Genomic DNA, 19,336 nt, shown 5'->3' on the forward strand with positions numbered 1-19,336 from the left:
TGTTTTAAACATAAATTTTGTTAAAATCCTAGCTTTAAAATTTTATATTTAGGATGAAATTTTGTCGGTAAAAAATATTAGAAATTTTTCTATTATAGCTCATATAGATCATGGAAAATCTACTCTTGCAGATAGGATTATTAGCGAGTGTGGTGCTATTAGTGATAGGCAGATGAGTTCACAAGTTATGGATACTATGGATATAGAAAAAGAGCGTGGTATCACTATAAAAGCACAATCGGTGCGTTTAAATTATAAATTTAATAACGAAAATTTTGTTTTAAATCTTATTGATACTCCTGGCCATGTGGATTTTTCTTATGAAGTGAGTCGTTCTTTGGCAAGTTGTGAAGGGGCTTTACTTGTAGTAGATGCTTCTCAAGGTGTTGAAGCACAGACTATAGCTAATGTTTATATAGCGCTTGAAAATAATCTTGAAATCATTCCTGTGATTAATAAAATCGATTTGCCTAATGCTGATATTGAAAAAGTCAAGCATGAAATCGAGCATATTATAGGCATAGATTGTAAAGACGCCATTTGCGTGAGTGCAAAAACAGGAGTGGGTATAAAAGAGCTTATAGAAACAATTATTACTAAAATCCCTGCACCAAAAACAGATGATGAAGCTCCTACTAAGGCTTTAATTTATGATTCTTGGTTTGATAATTATTTGGGTGCTTTGGCTTTAGTTAGGATTTATGAAGGAAGTATTGCTAAAAATGATGAAGTTTTAGTCATGAGTACGGATAAAAAACATATAGTTCAAGATCTTTTTTATCCTCATCCTTTAAGCCCAATTAAAACTCAATCTTTACAATCAGGTGAAGTAGGCGTGGTGGTTTTAGGGCTTAAAACTGTAGGTGATGTACAAGTAGGCGATACTATTACTTTAGTAAAAAACAAGGCTAAAGAAGCCATAGGCGGTTTTGAAAAGGCTAAAGCTTTTGTCTTTGCAGGACTTTATCCTATAGAAACGGATAAATTTGAAGATTTAAGAGATGCTTTAGATAAGCTAAAACTTAACGATAGTTCTATTACCTATGAGCCTGAAACTTCTTTGGCTTTAGGCTTTGGTTTTAGGGTAGGGTTTTTAGGACTTTTACACATGGAAGTGATCAAAGAAAGACTTGAAAGAGAATTTAATCTTGATTTAATTGCTACAGCTCCAACTGTGACTTATGAAATTTATCAAACCGATGGAGAACTTGTTAAAATTCAAAATCCTAGCGAGCTTCCTCCTGTTAATAAAATCGATCATATAAAAGAGCCTTATGTTAAAGCCACTATCATTACTCCAAGTGAATTTTTAGGGAATTTAATCACTCTTTTAAATCGCAAAAGAGGAGTGCAGGTTAAAATGGACTATATCACACCTGAGCGTGTTTTGCTAGAATATGATGTACCTTTAAATGAGATTGTGATGGATTTTTATGATAAATTAAAGTCCTTAACAAAAGGCTATGCGAGTTTTGATTATGAACCTATAGAATTTAGAGTAGGGGATTTGGTAAAACTTGATATTAAAGTGGCGGGTGAAAATGTTGATGCGCTAAGCATTATCGTGCCTAATGAGAAAGCACAAAGTAAAGGAAGAGAGCTTGTTAGCGCTATGAAAGAAATAGTTCCTAGACAGCTTTTTGAAGTGGCCATTCAAGCAAGTATTGGAAATAAAATCATTGCAAGGGAGACTGTTAAATCCATGGGTAAAAATGTGACAGCAAAATGCTATGGTGGGGATATTACTAGAAAAAGAAAGCTTTTAGAAAAGCAAAAAGAAGGTAAAAAAAGAATGAAAGCTATAGGTAAGGTAAATTTACCTCAAGAAGCTTTTTTGAGTGTTTTAAAGATAGATTGATGATAAATTTAAAACTTGGCTTGAAATTTGCTTGTATTTTTAATACAATTTTAAAATAATTTTCTAAGGAGAAAAAATGTTTAAAAAATTTTTGATTTTTATAGTGCCTATTTTATTTTTGAGTGCTTGTGCAACTAAACAAGATACTTTTGCTCAAGTTAATCAAATTTCTAGAAATTCTCAATGCAGTTCTTGCGAAAGTCCTGATGGCTTTGAAGCAAAGATTAAAGGGCTTTTGTACATTAGCGATGTTGGAATTCAATGTTGTGCCAATAAACGCACTTTAGACACTGGTATTGCTTTAAAAAAGGTTTATTTGCATAGATTTTATGATTTAAAAGAAGGACAAAAAGTTTTAAATGCTAAAGGGAAAAAGTTATTTGTTGATGTGAATTTTAATGCGGTATTTTATACTTATTTAAAACAAGAACTTGAAGCTAGAGGAATAGTTGTGCTTGACAATAACGATCAAAATTCACCTTATGTGAGTAAGATTGATTTAGAATTTATATCTTATGGAGCAACTCAAGATACTACAGGATTACATTCAAAACTAGTAGGAGTTTTACAAGTTAGCGATATAAACAAAAATAAGAAATTTACAATCCGCACCAAGCAAGATGTACAAGGTTTCGATGATCTAAAAGAAACAACTTTTTATACTCATTTGTTAATAAAACAAATGGCAAATAAAGCAGCTAGTTTAATCTCTGAACTTTGAGGTGTATAAATTGCGGAGCTTTTGCTCTGCTTTGCTTTTGTGATTTATGTGAGCTAGAGCTTTCTGAATTTTCCTTAAATGTAAGAAAGCTTGATAATAATTTCAAAGTCTATTCTTTTTATAAATACCATGAGATACAACACTTGCTTCACTCTAAACATTATTTTTATGGTTATTTCGTTTATAAAATGCTTGCTAAATTAAGTTTTGCAAAATTTAAAGATTTTTTTGATCCTAGAATGACAATTAATGTTATAGCTTTAGATGATAAGGTTGAAGATATGCTTTATTCACATTCTGCTATTTTAGCTAGATATCTTAAAACAAAATTTGTAAAACCTGTTTTTAATATTTTAAAAGCACAAAATCATATTAAATATTCTGGAAAAAGTTTAGAATTTCGTCAAAAACATAAAAGAAATTACAAACTCTTAAAAACCATTCACGAACCTGTAATTTTAGTAGATGATATTGTAACAACTGGTTCTAGCCTTTTGGAAGCTAAAAAAGTTTTAGAAGAAAATAAAATTTCTGTACTTTTTGCTCTTGTTTTAGCTGATGCAAAAGTTTAATATGCTATAATCAAAACTTTGAACTAATAGAAGGATTTTTATGGAGAATATTTTTAGCAAAGATTCTGATATTGAACTTGTAGATATAGAAAATTCTATAAAAAGTAGTTATTTAGACTATTCTATGAGTGTTATTATAGGTCGTGCTTTGCCTGACGCAAGAGATGGTTTAAAGCCTGTTCATAGAAGAATTTTATATGCTATGCAAAATGATGAGGCAAAAAGTAGAACAGATTTTGTCAAATCAGCCCGTATAGTGGGTGCTGTTATAGGTCGTTATCACCCACATGGAGATACAGCAGTTTATGATGCTTTGGTTAGAATGGCTCAAGATTTTTCTATGAGATATCCAAGTATTACAGGACAAGGCAACTTTGGATCTATAGATGGTGATAGCGCCGCTGCGATGCGTTATACTGAAGCAAAAATGAGTAAACTTTCTCATGAGCTTTTAAAAGATATAGATAAAGATACGGTCGATTTTGTTCCAAATTATGATGGTTCAGAAAGTGAACCTGATGTTTTACCTTCTAGGGTTCCAAATTTATTATTAAATGGTTCAAGTGGTATAGCTGTAGGTATGGCAACAAACATCCCGCCTCATAGTTTAAATGAGTTGATAGATGGGCTTTTATATTTGCTTGATAATAAAGATGCAAGCTTAGAAGAGATTATGCAGTTTATTAAAGGCCCAGATTTTCCAACAGGTGGAATAATTTATGGTAAAAAAGGTATTATAGAAGCTTATCGCACAGGGCGTGGTCGTGTGAAAGTGCGAGCTAAAACTCATATTGAAAAAAGGACAAATAAAGATGTTATTGTTATAGATGAGCTTCCTTATCAAACCAATAAAGCTAGGCTTATAGAGCAGATTGCAGAGCTTGTTAAAGAAAAGCAAATTGAAGGAATATCTGAAGTAAGAGATGAGAGCAATAAAGAAGGAATCCGCGTTGTTATAGAGCTTAAACGTGAGGCTATGAGTGAAATTGTTTTAAATAATCTATTTAAATCTACCACTATGGAAAGTACTTTTGGTGTGATTATGTTGGCAATTCACAATAAAGAACCTAAAATTTTCTCTTTGTTAGAACTTTTAAATCTTTTCTTAACCCATAGAAAAACAGTTATTATTAGAAGAACGATTTTTGAACTTCAAAAGGCAAGAGCAAGAGCTCATATTTTAGAAGGTCTTAAAATTGCACTTGATAATATAGATGAAGTGATTGCTTTAATTAAAAACAGTTCTGATAATAATACCGCAAGAGATTCTTTGGTAGCTAAATTTGGTCTTAGTGAGCTTCAAGCCAATGCTATTTTAGATATGAAACTAGGTCGTTTAACAGGACTTGAAAGAGAAAAAATCGAAAATGAACTTGCAGAATTAATGAAAGAAATTGCAAGACTTGAAGAAATTTTAAAAAGTGAAACCTTGCTTGAAAATTTAATTCGCGATGAATTAAAAGAAATTAGAAGTAAATTTGATGTGCCACGTATTACTCAAATTGAAGATGATTATGATGATATTGATATTGAAGATTTGATTCCTAATGAAAATATGGTTGTAACTATTACGCATCGCGGTTATATTAAGCGTGTGCCTAGTAAACAATATGAAAAGCAAAAACGAGGCGGAAAAGGAAAATTAGCCGTTACGACTTATGATGATGATTTTATAGAAAGTTTCTTTACGGCAAATACACATGATACGCTTATGTTTGTAACAGATCGTGGACAGCTTTATTGGCTTAAAGTTTATAAAATTCCTGAAGGCTCAAGAACGGCTAAAGGAAAAGCAGTGGTAAATCTTATCAATTTACAAGCTGAAGAAAAAATCATGGCTATTATTCCAACCACGGATTTTGATGAGAGTAAATCTTTATGTTTCTTTACTAAAAATGGTATTGTAAAGCGTACAAATTTGAGTGAATATCAAAATATCAGAAGTGTAGGAGTTAGAGCGATCAACTTGGATGAAAATGATGAGTTGGTAACTGCTATTATTGTTCAAAGAGATGAAAATGAAATTTTTACCAGTGGTGGTGAAGAAAATTTAGAAAATCAAGAAATTGAAAATTTAGATGATGAAAATTTTGAAAATGAAGAAAGTATAAACACACAAGGTAAAATGCTCTTTGCAGTAACCAAAAAAGGTATGTGTATCAAATTCCCACTTGCCAAAGTGCGTGAAATCGGCCGTGTAAGTCGTGGGGTGACGGCTATTAAGTTTAAAGAGAAAAATGACGAATTAGTAGGTGCAGTTGTTGTAGAAAATGATGAGCAAGAAATTTTAAGCATAAGCGCAAAAGGTATAGGAAAACGCACCAATGCTGGAGAATATAGATTACAAAGCAGAGGTGGTAAGGGTGTAATTTGCATGAAACTTACAGAAAAAACTAAAGATCTTATTAGCGTAGTTATAGTAGATGAAACTATGGATTTGATGGCTCTTACAAGTTCAGGCAAGATGATACGTGTTGATATGCAAAGTATTAGAAAAGCAGGGCGTAACACAAGTGGCGTCATCGTTGTTAACGTGGAAAATGACGAGGTGGTTAGCATCGCTAAGTGTCCTAAAGAGGAAAATGATGAGGATGAGTTAAGCGATGAAAACTTTGGTTTAGATTTGTAATAAGTTTAAAGTTGGAACGCTTATTGCTTTTTATTTTACTAATTACAATATTTTGAAGGTGTAAAAATGAAAAAAATTTATTTTATGCTAGCAATAGCAGGAATTTTCGCTGGTTGTGTACCAAGTGTAAACAGTGCAACTAAAAATTCAAGTGCAAATAGCACTGCTCCATCTCAAGATGTTATCGTGCAAAAAGTCGATAAAGATGATGTGCGTGATATTATCAGAGAAGAAAAAATGTTGGCTCCAGATGCTAGCGAAACGGAACTTAGTTTTACAGCAGTTGGTGAAGGGATTGCTCCGATGAATACAGTTTCTACTGCTCAAGCCCTAGCTTTAGCAAAAAGAGCAGCGATTACAGATGCTTACAGACAGCTTGCAAGTAAGCTTTATGGTGTGAAAGTGAATGGTAAGGATACTGTAAAAGATGCAATGCTTAGAAGTTCAACTATTACTGCGCAAGTAAATGGTTTGATTAAAAATGCAAGTATTATTGATGAGAATTTTAATCAAGGGCTTTATAGAGTAAACTTAGAACTTAAAATCGATGCAGACAAGTGGAAAGAATTGTTTGCTTATTAATCTTTCTTAGCTTTAAGCTTTTTGCCCAAGATGAATTTATTTTTTGGGCAGAGCTTTCTAGTAAAAATTTCATTCTCTTTCATCAAAATCGAAATTTATCCTTAGCAATGACGCAAAGTGAAAATGTTGAAGAACAATGGGTATGTGAAATTTCTTATAGTGATCAAGATTTAAAAGTTTTACCTCGAACTTCTTTAGGATTGATTGATGATAATATGCCAAAAACAATTAAATTTAATTTTTTAAATTCTCATAAAGATGAGTTAAGTGATTGCTTTATAGGAGCTAAAATCAGTGTTAAGGATATTGTTAATACTGACTTATTACGTGCTCAAAGTGAAACCTATGTTAAAATTTTACCCTTGCGTTTTACCGTGGAATTTGGCGAACAAAATGCGATAATTTATTATCTTAAAAAAAAGTAAATTCAAAATTAAGCGCAAATTGGATACTATAGTAGAAATTTTTTAAAAGGCTTAGGATGAATTTAGTCATAGTAGAAGATGATATTAATATGCGTAAATCCTTAGAAATTGCATTAGCAGAGTATGAAGAATTTAATATTAAATCTTATAAATCTGCCACTGAGGCTTTAAAAAAAATAGATGAGAATACAGATTTGATTATTACAGATATTAATATGCCAGGAATTGATGGCATAGAATTTGTTAAAGCCTGTGAAAATAAATATGATTTTATTATTATGACAGGAAATGCTACTTTAAACCGTGCTATAGAAGCGGTTCGTTTGGGAGTAAAAGATTTTCTAACCAAGCCTTTTGATGTTGATACTTTAGTCGAGGCTATTAAGCGTGCTAAAATCATAAGAGAAAAAACAGCCGATAAAAAAAGCAAAAAAAATGAAAAAAAAGAAGAAAATAAAGATTTTTTTTCAACTTCTCCTAATTTAGAAAAAACATTAAATTTAAGTCAAAAAGCGGCTAAAACTGATGCCTCTGTAATGTTTTTTGGAGAGAGTGGAGTAGGAAAAGAGGTATTTTCTCGTTATATTCACACCCATTCTAAACGCTCTAATAAGCCTTTTGTTGCTATTAATATGGCAGCCATTCCTGCAAATTTGATTGAAAGTGAGCTTTTTGGTTTTGAAAAAGGTGCTTTTACTGATGCCAATGCAACTAAAATAGGGCTTTTTGAAATGGCTAATGAGGGTACTTTGTTTTTAGATGAAATTGGCGAAATGCCTTATGAAATTCAAGCCAAACTTTTAAGAGCTTTGCAAGAAAAAGAAATCACACGACTTGGAAGTACGAAAAACATCAAAATAGATGTAAGAATTATCAGTGCAACTAATGCAAATTTAGATGAAAAAATAAAAAATGGCGAATTTCGTTCAGATTTATATTATCGTTTAAACACTGTTCCTATTAATATTCCGCCTTTAAGAGAGCGTAAAGAAGAAGTTTTGGGTATAGCTCAAAAGGTTTTAGAAGATACTTGTAAAGAATATGATTTTAAGGAAAAACAGCTCAGCCAAGAAGCTAAAAATGCTTTACTTGAATATGATTTTCCTGGTAATATTAGAGAATTAATATCCGTTGTACAAAGAGCTTGTATTTTAAGTGAAAATGATGAAATTTCAAGTGAAGATTTGTTCTTAGAAGCTAGAAGTATAAAAAAAGATGTAAAGAATTTAGAAAAAGAATTGATTTGTGAAGTTCTTTTAAGTGTAGATTATGACAAGGATCAAGCTTCTCAAATTTTAGGTATGGATATAAAAATTTTAAATGAAAAAATTAAAAAATATCAAATAAAGGATAAGTAATGTCAAAAAAACAAAAAATAGCCATTGTGGGTGCTACTGGTGCGGTTGGGGAAGAGCTTTTAAATGTTTTAGATGAACTTGATTTCCCAGTGGAAAGTATTTTACCTTTAGCAAGTGCAAAAAGTGTAGGTAGTGAAGTAGAATTTAAAGGCAAAGCTTATAAAGTCAAAGAACTTACTGAAAATGTATTTAAAGAAAATCCTATTGATATTGCTTTTTTTAGCGCAGGTGGAAGTGTGAGTGAAAAATATGCTAAATTTGCAGCAGAATCTGGTGCTGTTGTTATTGATAATACAAGTCATTTTAGAATGGAAAAAGATGTTCCTTTGGTGGTTCCTGAATGCAATCCTGAGGATATTAAAGATTGGAAAAAAACAGGGATTATTGCTAATCCAAATTGTTCTACCATACAAATGGTGCAAGTTTTAAAACCTTTAAATGATGCATTTAATTTAAAGCGTGTTGATGTAAGTACCTATCAGGCTGCAAGTGGAGCAGGAAAAGAAGGAATGCAAGAATTGGTCGAAGCCATGCAAAGTTTTTTTGCTTTTAAACTTGATGAGTTTAAATCTCAAACTTTTCCTTATACTTTAGCACTTAATCTTATTCCACAAATTGATGTTTTTATGGATAATGATTACACCAAAGAAGAACTTAAAATGGTCAATGAAACTCAAAAAATTTTACATAAAAATTTAGAAGTTTCAGCAACTTGTGTAAGAGTACCTGTTTTAAGAAGTCATAGCGAAGCCATTACTATGCATTTTGAAAAAGAAATAGATGTAAAAAAAGCTAAAGAAATTTTAGAAAAAGCACCAAGTGTTGTTGTCATAGATGATCCTAAAAATAAAAAATACCCTATGCCTTTAATGACAAGTGATACTAATGAAACTTATGTAGGAAGAATTCGCGCTGATGTGTATGATAAAAAAATACTCCATCTTTGGTGTGTGGCAGATCAAATTCGTGTAGGTGCTGCAACAAATGCTGTGCGTATTGCGCAAAAATGGTTAGAATTAAAAAATAAATAAGGAAAAAAATGTTAGAGAAAATATTTGAATCTTTACTTGTTAGAAGTCGTATTGTTACAATTTTACCCGTAATTTTTGGTTTAATTGGAGCTTTTGTATTGTTTTTTATTGCAAGTTATGATGTTTTAAAAGTTATATTTTATACTTATAATTATTTTTTTGATGCAGGTTCTAATGTGGATTTGCATGAGGATGTGGTGGCTTTAATTATAGGAGCTGTTGATCTTTATCTTATGGCTTTAGTTTTGTTTATTTTTTCTTTTGGAGTTTATGAGCTTTTTATCAGCGAAATAGAAGAATTTAAACAAACAAAACAAAGCAAGGTTTTAGAGGTGCATAGCTTAGATCAATTAAAAGACAAGCTTGCAAAAGTTATCATTATGGTCTTAGTGGTAAATTTCTTTCAAAGGGTTTTGCAGATGAAATTTGCTACTCCTGTGGATATGGCTTTTCTTGCTGGATCGATTTTAGCTCTTTGTGTAGGACTTTATTTTTTACATAAAGGTGGTCATTAACAAGGATTATCTTTTTTTGATATAATCGTTTTTTGTGTTTAAAGAATAAAAATGAAAAAAATATTTTTAATTGGTATGATTTTAAATCATTTTGTTTTTGCAGCTCCGTTGGATGAAGTCTTTAAAGATATAGAAGTTTCAGGGACTGTTCGTTATCGCTATGATATTAAAAAAGAAAAAAAATACAATAAAAAAACACATAGATATCAAAATAAAACACAAACGGAAATTACAATAAAATAAGGAAAATCATGATTATACGATGGTTGTTTATTAGTTCAATATTTGTTGTTGCGCTTTTTGGTATTAACTTGAAATCATTTTTTACTTATACCTTTGATGCAAATAAGCAATATGATATGGAAAAAGCGAAGGCTTTGTATTTTCAAAATAAATGCAATACTTGCCATGGAGATAATGCTGAAAAGAGTGTTATAGGATCTAGAATTTTAAAAGATATGTCTCCTGAGGATATTAAAGGAGCTTTGATAGGTTATACTCTTGATAGTAGTAGCTCTACAACAGCTTCTCAAATGGCTTTTTATGCTAGAAATTTAAGCCACGAGGATATAGATAATATTATTGCTTATATTAAAGGTGGAAATTTTGCGCTTGATTTGCAAGTAAAAGACCTTCTTGAAGAAGAACCTGCGCAAAAAACAAAACATAATATATTTCTAAAATAAAATGTAAAAACTATAATTAAAAGGAATGCTATGAAAAAACTAATTTTAACTTTAAGTGTTTTAACTATGGTAAATTGCTTATATGCTAAGGATATTAATATAGGAGTAGTTTTACCTTTAACTGGAACTGTGGCAGCTTATGGGCAAGATGTTTTTAACGGAATTGAACTGGCTAATAAGCTACAACCAAAACTTTCAAATGGAGATGTTATTAAACTTATCACAATAGATACAAAAGGAGATAAACTTGAAACTTCAAACGGAGTTAATCGTTTAATAGCAACAGATAAAGTCCTTGGGATTATTGGTGAAGCTACAACTCCAAATACCATTCAAGCTATTTCTATAGCAGAAGAGAAAAAAATTCCTCTAATAGCTCCAGTGGCATCTGGAGATAAATTGCTAGATAAAAAGAAATATGCAAGTAGAGTTTGTTTTAAAGACAGTTTTCAAGGAGATAAATTTGCTACTTATGTATCTAAGGATTTAGGGCTTAAAAACGCTGTTATCATCATAGATCAAAGCAATGTTTATTCTTTAGGTTTGGCAAGAGCTTTTGAAAATTCTTTTAAGAATAATGGTGGGAAAATTATAAAAAAACTTGTTATTAATTCAGGAGATAAAGATTTTAGAGCTGTGGTTTCGCAACTTAAGAGTTTAAATCCTGATTTTGTTTATATGCCTATTTATCATCCTGAAGCTGCTTTAATTGCGAGACAAGCAAGACAAATTGGTTTTGATAAACTTTTAGCAGCAGGAGATGGTGTTAATAATCAAACTTTTATAGATCTTGGCGGAAGTGCTGTTAATGGAGTAATTTTCACTGATAGTTTTGATTATAACAATCCATCTACACAATTAGGAAAAGATTTTGTTGCAGCTTATGAGAAAGTTAAAGGAACAAAAGAACTTCCAGCATTTTCGGCTATGGGTGCTGATGCGTATTTTGTAATGTTGAATGCTATGAATGCTTGCGTTGATAATCTTAGCAGTGAATGTATTAATAGCAAAATTCATCAAACTAAAGATTTTCAAGCTGTTGGTGGTGTGATTAGCATAGATGAAAGCGGTAATGCTATTCGTTCTGTTGTGATTAAAGAAATTCAAAATCAAAAACAAAATTATAAAACAATTATAAATCCATAATTATTAAAATAAAGGTAGAGAATGAAAAAAAGTTTAATTTTAGCAAGTATTCTAAGTTTAAGTTTAAGTGCTGCGGAAGTCAAAATAGGAGTTGTTTTACCGCTTAGCGGAGCTACTGCAGCATATGGACAAAGTGCACTAGAAGGGATTAAACTTGCAAATTCAATGCAATCAACTTTAAGTAATGGAAATAAGGTTTCTCTTGCTATTATTGATACTAAGGGTGATAAATTAGAATCTTCGAGTGGAGCAAATCGTTTAATTTCTCAAGATAAAGTTATAGGTCTTATAGGGGAAATGGTTACTGCTAATACATTGCAAGTTATGCGCGTAGCAGAAGATAATAAAATTCCATTGATCGCTCCTGCTGCAACTGGTGATAGATTGCTTGATAAAAAAATATATTCTTCTCGAGTATGTTTTATGGACAGTTTTCAAGGTTCATCTTTAGCAAAATATGTTTTTTCAAAACTTAATTACAAAAGTGCTGTTATTGTAGTAGATCAAAGCACTGACTATTCCTTAGGTTTAGCAAAAGCTTTTGAAAAACAGTACAAGTCTAATGGCGGTCAAATTCTTAGAATTTTAAGAGTTAATTCAGGTGATAAAGATTTTAGAGCTATTGTAGCTCAAGTTAAAAGTTTAAATCCAGAATTTATTTTTTTACCGCTTTATTATAGTGAAGCTTCTTTATTTGCAAGACAATCAAAACTCGCAGGTTTAAATATTCCTATGGGCTCTGCAGATGGAGTTGCTGATCAAACTTTTATTAGTTTAGCTGGAGATGCAAGCGAGGGTTATATTTTCACAGATAGTTTTGATGCTAATAATCCAACTACAAAATTAAGCAAAGAATTTATCAGTGTTTATGAAAAAGCTAAAGGAACAAAAGAAGTTCCAAATTTTTCGGCTATGGGTGCTGATGCGTATTTTGTAATGCTAAATGCTATGAATGCTTGCGTTGATAATCTTACTAGTAAGTGCGTCAATGAAAAAATTCACCAAACTAAAAATTATCAAGGTGTTTCTGGTGTTATTAGCATTGATCAAACAGGAAATGCAACTCGTTCTGTAGTGGTTAAAGAAATTAAAAATCAAAAGCAAAATTATAAAGATATTATCAATCCTTAAAGGAAAAATAGAAAGATTATGGATTCTACTTTATTTTTACAACAACTTGTTAATGGGCTTAGTTTGGGTAGTATGTATGCCCTTATTGCTGTTGGCTATACTATGGTTTATGGTGTGTTAAGACTTATTAATTTTGCTCACGGCGATATTATGATGGTTGGTGCTTATGCAGCTCTTTTTTGCATGACTAACCTAAATGTTCCTTTTCTAGGAGCTTTATCTTTAGCAATGATTTTTGCTGCCTGTGTTGGAATGGCTACAGATAGAATTGCTTATAAACCTTTAAGACAGGCTCCTAGAATTTCATTGTTGATTACAGCAATTGGTATTAGTTTTTTCTTGCAAAATCTTTTTAATATGCTTTTTACTTCAACACCTAGAACTTTTACACCGCCAAGTTATTTTGAGGAAAGTGTTAATTTTGGTGGAGTGATAACAACTTATGGTTCTTTAATGGTTCCTGCTCTTACATTTGTTATTTTAATAGCAGTGTTATGGATTTTGTATAAAAGCAAATATGGTATAGCTATTCGTGCTTTAGCATTTGATATACAAACAGTAAATTTAATGGGTATAGATGCAAATCGTATTATTGCTATAGTTTTTGCCCTAGGTTCAGCTTTGGCAGCAGTTGGAGGTGTTTTTTGGGCTGCAAATTATTACTCTGTTGAACCTACCATGGGAACTTTAATAGGTTTGAAAGCTTTTGCTGCTGCCGTTTTAGGAGGTATAGGTTCTGTAGTAGGTGCAGTTTTGGGTGGACTTATTATAGGATTTACTGAAGTTGTTGTTGTGGCTTTTTTCCCAGATTTATCAGGCTTTAAAGATGCATTTGCTTTTATTTTTTTGGTGTTTATATTGTTATTTAGGCCTACGGGAATTTTAGGTATAAATTTTGAAAAGAGTAGGTTTTAATGATGGTTAAAATTAAGGTTTCACATTTAATCTTTTTAATTGCTTCAATTATTTTTATTTTCATTTCTCCTTATATTTTTGGGGACTATGGATTAAACATTGTTAATCAAATTGCTATTTTTATTATTTTGGCTGTAAGTTACAACCTTATTAATGGTGTAACTGGACAATTTTCACTAGAACCCAATGGATTTGTTGCGATTGGAGCTTATGCAGCTGCTTTAGTTCTTTTAAGTGCTGATGCAAAAAATGATCAGTTTTTTTTAGATGGTCCTAGTTCTTTTATTTTAGCTATCCATTCAAATTCCTTTATTCTAGCTTTAATTGTAGCTGGAATTTGTTCATCTTTGCTTGCCCTGATTTTAGCTTTTGCTGTATTTCGCGTGAGAGGGGATTATTTAGCTATTGTAACTTTAGGCTTTGGAATAATTATTAAAATAGCTGCTATTAATTTTCCTTCTATTACTAATGGCTCAAGAGGACTGGTAGATATTCCACAATTTTCCACGATCTATTGGACAGGTGGTATTGCTATTGTAGCGGTTATTTTAATTTTAAATATAGTTTATTCTAAATATGGTCGTGCAATGAAGGCTATAAGAGATGATGAAGATGCTGCAAGTGCCATGGGAATAAATACTTTTTGGATAAAAACTTTAGCTTTTGGCACTTCAGCATTTTTAGAAGGTGTAGGTGGTGGACTTTTAGCCTGTCTGTTGACTACCGTATCTCCAACTCAATTTGATTTTTTACTTACTTTCCAGCTTTTGATTATTATTGTTTTGGGTGGACTTGGTTCTACTACAGGTGCTATCATAGGTGCGATATTGGTTATTGGTGGAAGCGAGTGGCTTAGATTTTTAGATGAGTTAAATATAAAAATAGATTCTTTAAATCTTGATATCCAATCAACACCAGGACTTAGAATGGTTGTTTTTTCTATTGTTCTGATTTTAGTAATGCTTTTTGCAAGAAAAGGCATAATGGGTTATTACGAGTTGAGTGATGTGATTAGAGGGATTAAAAAGCGTTTTAAAAGGAGTAAAAAATGATTTTGGAATTAAAACAAATTTCAAAAAGTTTTGGTAGTGTTAGGGCTATTAATGAAACTTCTTTTAAAATCAATGAGGGTGAAATTTTTGCTTTAATTGGACCTAACGGGGCTGGTAAAACAACTCTTTTTAATATTATAACAGGTAACTATAAACCTAGTTCAGGTTCGGTTGAATTTCTAGGAGAAAGAATTGATCACTTAAAACCTCATAAGATTGTGCATTTAGGAATAGCTAGAACATTTCAAAATATTAGACTTTTTTCAAGTATGAATGTGCTTGAAAATGTTCTTATTGGTTTTAATAAACAAATGAAATATAATATTTTTGAAGCCTTTTTGCATTTAGGGCGTTTTGGAAAAATAGAACAAGTATTTAAAGAGAAGGCTTATGCAATATTAGAAGAACTTGGTATTGTAGAATTTGCTCATGAAAAGGCTACTAGCTTAAGTTATGGGCAACAAAGAAAAGTTGAGATTGCAAGAGCAATGGCTACTCAGCCAAGATTGTTATTGCTTGATGAGCCAGCCGCTGGGATGAATAGCTCCGAGAGCGATGAACTTGCTGAGCTCATTTTTAAATTACGAAAAGATTATAAAATTAGCGTTTTGCTTATAGAGCATGACATGAAATTTGTAAATAAATTGTGCGATCGCGTATTGGTGCTTGATTATGGAAAAACAATTTTTGAAGGTAAACTTTGCGATGCTGTAAATCATAAAGAAGTAATTGCTGCGTATTTAGGGGATTTTGATGCTAATAGTTAAAGATTTGCATGTTTATTATGGATTAATTGAAGCTGTTAAAGGGATTGATTTTAAAGTGGAAACAGGTCATATTGTTTCTCTTATAGGTTCAAATGGAGCAGGTAAAACTTCAACTTTAAATGCGCTTTTAAACTCAGTTAAAAGAACTGGTGGGGTTAATTTCTTAGGTTATGATACTAAAAGGCATTTAACTCATACTTTAGTTCAAAAAGGTATAGCTTTAGTTCCTGAAGGAAGACGTGTTTTTATCAATTTAAGCGTAGAGGAAAATTTAAAAATAGGTGCTTTTAATAATGCTGAAAATTATGAGCATTTAAGAGAGCAAATGTATAAACTTTTTCCAAGACTTGCAAGCAAAAAGCATGCTTTAGCTGGAACATTGAGTGGAGGGGAAGCGCAAATGCTTGCGATTTCAAGGGCTTTAATGAGTGAACCAAAACTTTTGATGTTGGATGAGCCTTCTTTGGGACTTGCTCCAAAGATTGTGGGTGAAGTTTTTGATATTATTGTGCGTTTAAAAGAAGAGGGTATAACTATTCTTTTGGTAGAGCAAAATGCTTATTCTGCATTAAAAATAAGTGATTACGCTTATGTTTTGGAAAATGGTCGCATTGTAATGGAAAACGAGGCTAAAAATTTAATAGGTGATGATGAGATTAGAAAGAAATATTTAGGGCTTTAAAATTTAAAGGAAAAAGAATGAAAAATATAATAAAAAGCATAGGGGATTTAAAAGTTTCGGTTGTATTGTTTTTGCTTTTTGCGCTTTTTTGTGCTTTGGCAACTTTTATTGAAAGTGCTTATGGAACTCCTACGGCTTGGGCAATGGTTTATGATACTTTTTGGTTTGAATATATACAACTTTTACTTGGTATTAATTTACTATGCGGGATGTTTCGTTATAAAATGTTTGGGCTTAAAAAATTGCCTTTAATGATTTTTCATATTTCTTTTTTATTTATTTTAGTGGGTTCGGCAATGACAAGATATGCTGGTTTTGAAGGTATTTTACCTATTAGAGAGCATACTCAAAATTCACTTATAGAAAGTTCTAAGACTTCTTTGCGCATTTCTGCTATAAAAGATGGAGAACGCTATAGTGCGGTTAATGATCGTTATATAGGAAATTTGCCTTTTGCTAATTCTTTTAAATTAAAACTTAATTTAGGTGATGATCAAGCTGTATTAAAATATAAAGATTTAATCTTAAATGCTCATTATACTTATAAAGAAAATAATAATTCTGATCCTTTATTGGTTTTAATGCTTTCTCAAAAAGGATCTCAAGGTGTTGATGTTAAATTTGAAAAAGGTGAAGTTAAGAATATAGAAGGGGTTAACTTTGCTTTTATGAATGATAATGTTAAAGCACCTTTTGTAAAAATTGACGAAAATTTAACTTTAAGTTCAAGTGAAAACTTACATTTTCTAAGTATGTTAGATGGACAAAATTTAGACCTTAAAATTGGAGAAAAGGCAAATGCTAAGGAAAGAAGGCTTTATGAAATTAATGATATTAGTTTTGTAGTTAAAGCTGCTTCTTTGCATGCGCAAGAAGCTTTAGAAGGCTCCAATAGACCTCAAGATGAAAGTTTTTGGTTATGGTTTAAATCTACTTGGTTGGAAGTGGGTAGAACTATCTTGATTTCTACTTTTGGCGAGCCTCAAAATTGGAAAAATTCTTTATTGTTGCATTTTAAAGATTTTGCCTTAAGCAATGAGAATAAAAACTTAGAATTAACTGGCTCTAATGCTTTAAAATTAGAATTAAGCTATAAAAATGAAAGTAAAGAATTTTATATTTTTGAATATAATAAACCTATTATGATAGAACTTGCGGGTCAAAAATTCTTTATTTCTTGGGCGCTTTCTTATGAACAATTGCCTTTTGATATTTATTTGAGAGATTTTGTATTAGATCGTTATCCAGGCTCTATGTCTCCAGCTTCTTATGCAAGTGAAATTACCGTAAAAAATAATAATGAAAATTTTGATTATAGAATTTTTATGAATAATGTTTTAGATTATGATGGCTATAGATTTTATCAAAGTTCTTATGATCAAGATGAAAAAGGGACTGTTTTATCTGTAAATAAAGATCCAGGTAAAATACCAACTTATATAGGTTATTTTTTGCTTTGTCTTGGAATGTTTATGAATTTTTTAAATCCACATTCTAGATTTAGAACTTTGGCAAGATTAATTAATAAAGACACTTTAAAACATGCAAGTGTGATTATTTTTATTTTATTGCTATCTTTTGGTTCTGAAAAGACTTTTGCTCAAGATTTAAATTCAACCTTACCTGTGGTAAATACTAATCATGCTAAAGCTCTTGCTACTTTAATAGTTCAAAAATCAGCAGATGGAAGAATGGTGCCTTTTGATACGCTATCAAGAGAAATTTTAGAAAAAATTCATCAAAGTGATAGCTATAAGGGTCAAAATTCTAACGCTGTTATGCTTTCCATGCTCGTTGATGTAGATAAATGGCAAATAGAACCTTTTATTTTAATGCCACAAAATCAAGCAGTTCGTGATGCTATTGCAAATATTTTAGAAATTCCTAGCGCTAAATATATTTCTTATAAAGATTTCTTTGATGAGAATAACCGATATAAACTTCAAAAATATGTTGAAAATGCAAATCGTAAAAACCCAAATGCAAGAGGAGTTTTTGATAATGAAATTATAAAACTAGATGAAAGAGCTAATGTTGTAAATTTAGTTTTTAGTGGTGAATTATTTAAATTTATTCCTGTTCAAAATAATCCAAATAATGTTTGGCTTGCACCTTTTTCTGCTGTAACTACTCTTAAGGGGGATGAAGGGCATATTGTTTTGGCTTTAATACAGAATTATTTTAGCGCCGTGGAAAATGCTTTTAAAGATGGTAATTGGACTAGAGCTGATGAAGGCTTGAAATTTATCAAAGAATATCAAGAAAAAATAGGATATAAAGTCATGCCTAGTAAAACCAAGGTTGAAATGGAAATTTTTTCTAATAAGGCTGAAATTTTCGTTAAACTCGCTCCTGTATATTTAATTGCGGGTTTTTTACTTTTGATTCTTGTTTTTTCTAAAATGGTCGCACCGAATTTAAAAATCTCTTTTATATTTAAAGTGGTATATGTTTTAAATGTTTTAGCTTTTGTAATTCATACAGTAGGTCTTGGACTTCGTGCTTATTTATCAGGTCATGCTCCATGGAGTAATGGCTATGAAAGTATGGTGTATATAGCTTGGGCATTGTCTTTATCGGGTATATTTTTCTCTAGAAAAAGTCCTATAGCCTTGTCATTAACTTCTATTTTATCCGGTGTTGTATTAATGGTTGCACATTTAAGTGAAATGAATCCGCAAATTACAAATCTTGTTCCTGTGCTCAATTCTTATTGGCTTAGTATTCATGTATCTGTTATTACTGCTAGTTATGGATTTTTAGGACTTTGTGCCTTACTTGGTATCTTTACACTGTTCTTAATGTGTTTTCTTAAGAAAGATGGAAAATATAATCTTAATATTTTGAGAAATATTACAGAGGCTACAAGAATTAATGAAATGGCAATGATTTTTGGACTTTGTTTGCTTACTGTAGGAAATTTTTTAGGTGCAATTTGGGCAAATGAAAGTTGGGGGAGATATTGGAGTTGGGATTCTAAGGAAACTTGGGCTTTAGTTAGCATTTTGGTTTATGCAGCAATTTTGCATCTTAGAATGATTCCAAAATATTGTAATCAATTTGTGTTTGCTTTATGGAGTATGTTTGCTTATTGGGTTATTATTATGACTTATTTTGGAGTAAATTACTTTTTAACAGGACTTCATTCTTACGCTGCAGGCGAAGCGGCTCAAATTCCTAATTATGTTTATTGGGGATTTGCGTTGATGGTGGTTTTAACTCTTTTTGCAAGAAGGAATCGAAATTTTGTGGGCAAACTTTAAATG

18 protein-coding genes are annotated in these 19,336 nt (G+C 31.2%); all 18 read left to right on the plus strand.

The genetic code is table 11. The annotated features are described in order from the left end of the window. The first annotated feature begins 61 nt into the window (after positions 1-61). The 18 genes from lepA to ccsA all read left to right on the plus strand — a co-directional run bounded on the left by lepA (position 62) and on the right by ccsA (position 19,333). A complete protein-coding gene (gene lepA, locus AJ885_RS03245) occupies positions 62-1,858 on the plus strand; it encodes a translation elongation factor 4 (protein WP_070247878.1) in 1,797 nt (598 codons plus the stop codon). A 76-nt stretch (positions 1,859-1,934) separates the two neighbouring features. After that, positions 1,935-2,579, plus strand: a complete 645-nt coding sequence (gene mapA / locus AJ885_RS03250; protein WP_002861759.1) for an outer membrane lipoprotein MapA — start codon at positions 1,935-1,937, stop codon at positions 2,577-2,579. Beyond that, positions 2,576-3,151, plus strand: coding sequence for a ComF family protein (locus tag AJ885_RS03255; protein WP_002880738.1), 576 nt, complete (start codon positions 2,576-2,578; stop codon positions 3,149-3,151). Before mapA ends, AJ885_RS03255 begins: the two co-directional genes overlap by 4 nt. 40 nt (positions 3,152-3,191) lie before the next feature. After that, positions 3,192-5,780 (plus strand): DNA topoisomerase (ATP-hydrolyzing) subunit A, encoded by a 2,589-nt coding sequence (gene gyrA / locus AJ885_RS03260; protein ID WP_070280736.1) that lies wholly within the window; start codon positions 3,192-3,194, stop codon positions 5,778-5,780. Positions 5,781-5,846: 66 nt separating this feature from the next. Then, on the plus strand, positions 5,847-6,362 hold the full coding sequence (gene flgP / locus AJ885_RS03265) for a flagellar assembly lipoprotein FlgP (RefSeq protein WP_002880736.1): 516 nt from the start codon (positions 5,847-5,849) through the stop codon (positions 6,360-6,362). Further along, positions 6,338-6,787 (plus strand): flagellar assembly protein FlgQ, encoded by a 450-nt coding sequence (gene flgQ / locus AJ885_RS03270; protein ID WP_002880735.1) that lies wholly within the window; start codon positions 6,338-6,340, stop codon positions 6,785-6,787. The genes flgP and flgQ overlap by 25 nt, the downstream gene beginning before the upstream one ends. A 56-nt stretch (positions 6,788-6,843) precedes the next feature. Then, the gene (gene flgR, locus AJ885_RS03275) at positions 6,844-8,145 is read left to right on the plus strand and encodes a fla regulon two-component system response regulator (protein WP_002880734.1); all 1,302 of its coding nucleotides are present in this window, start codon (positions 6,844-6,846) and stop codon (positions 8,143-8,145) included. After that, complete coding sequence (locus AJ885_RS03280; RefSeq protein WP_002880732.1) at positions 8,145-9,176, plus strand: aspartate-semialdehyde dehydrogenase; 1,032 nt, start codon at positions 8,145-8,147, stop codon at positions 9,174-9,176. The genes flgR and AJ885_RS03280 overlap by 1 nt, the downstream gene beginning before the upstream one ends. Before the next feature lie 8 nt (positions 9,177-9,184). Beyond that, the gene (locus AJ885_RS03285) at positions 9,185-9,691 is read left to right on the plus strand and encodes a YqhA family protein (protein WP_002852919.1); all 507 of its coding nucleotides are present in this window, start codon (positions 9,185-9,187) and stop codon (positions 9,689-9,691) included. 51 nt (positions 9,692-9,742) lie between these two features. Next, positions 9,743-9,934: a mini-MOMP protein gene (locus tag AJ885_RS03290; protein ID WP_002853004.1), complete on the plus strand. Its 192-nt coding sequence runs from the start codon at positions 9,743-9,745 to the stop codon at positions 9,932-9,934. A gap of 8 nt (positions 9,935-9,942) precedes the next feature. After that, positions 9,943-10,377, plus strand: coding sequence for a c-type cytochrome (locus AJ885_RS03295; protein WP_002853959.1), 435 nt, complete (start codon positions 9,943-9,945; stop codon positions 10,375-10,377). Between the two features lie 30 nt (positions 10,378-10,407). Beyond that, on the plus strand, positions 10,408-11,523 hold the full coding sequence (locus AJ885_RS03300) for an ABC transporter substrate-binding protein (protein WP_070210232.1): 1,116 nt from the start codon (positions 10,408-10,410) through the stop codon (positions 11,521-11,523). A 21-nt stretch (positions 11,524-11,544) separates the two neighbouring features. After that, positions 11,545-12,654, plus strand: a complete 1,110-nt coding sequence (locus AJ885_RS03305) for an ABC transporter substrate-binding protein (RefSeq protein ID WP_070210231.1) — start codon at positions 11,545-11,547, stop codon at positions 12,652-12,654. Positions 12,655-12,672: 18 nt separating this feature from the next. Then, a complete protein-coding gene (locus AJ885_RS03310; protein ID WP_002881774.1) occupies positions 12,673-13,569 on the plus strand; it encodes a branched-chain amino acid ABC transporter permease in 897 nt (298 codons plus the stop codon). After that, positions 13,569-14,621, plus strand: a complete 1,053-nt coding sequence (locus AJ885_RS03315; RefSeq protein ID WP_002881777.1) for a branched-chain amino acid ABC transporter permease — start codon at positions 13,569-13,571, stop codon at positions 14,619-14,621. The genes AJ885_RS03310 and AJ885_RS03315 overlap by 1 nt, the downstream gene beginning before the upstream one ends. After that, positions 14,618-15,388: an ABC transporter ATP-binding protein gene (locus AJ885_RS03320; protein WP_002881779.1), complete on the plus strand. Its 771-nt coding sequence runs from the start codon at positions 14,618-14,620 to the stop codon at positions 15,386-15,388. The genes AJ885_RS03315 and AJ885_RS03320 overlap by 4 nt, the downstream gene beginning before the upstream one ends. Then, positions 15,375-16,070 (plus strand): ABC transporter ATP-binding protein, encoded by a 696-nt coding sequence (locus AJ885_RS03325; RefSeq protein WP_002881782.1) that lies wholly within the window; start codon positions 15,375-15,377, stop codon positions 16,068-16,070. The genes AJ885_RS03320 and AJ885_RS03325 overlap by 14 nt, the downstream gene beginning before the upstream one ends. 17 nt (positions 16,071-16,087) lie before the next feature. Further along, positions 16,088-19,333 carry a cytochrome c biogenesis protein gene (gene ccsA / locus AJ885_RS03330; RefSeq protein WP_070280738.1) on the plus strand — a complete coding sequence of 1,082 codons (3,246 nt, stop codon included), beginning with the start codon at positions 16,088-16,090 and terminating at the stop codon, positions 19,331-19,333. The last annotated feature ends 3 nt before the right edge of the window (positions 19,334-19,336 follow it).

This window comes from Campylobacter sp. BCW_6464, from assembly GCF_001762775.1.
Lineage (GTDB): Bacteria > Campylobacterota > Campylobacteria > Campylobacterales > Campylobacteraceae > Campylobacter_D > Campylobacter_D jejuni.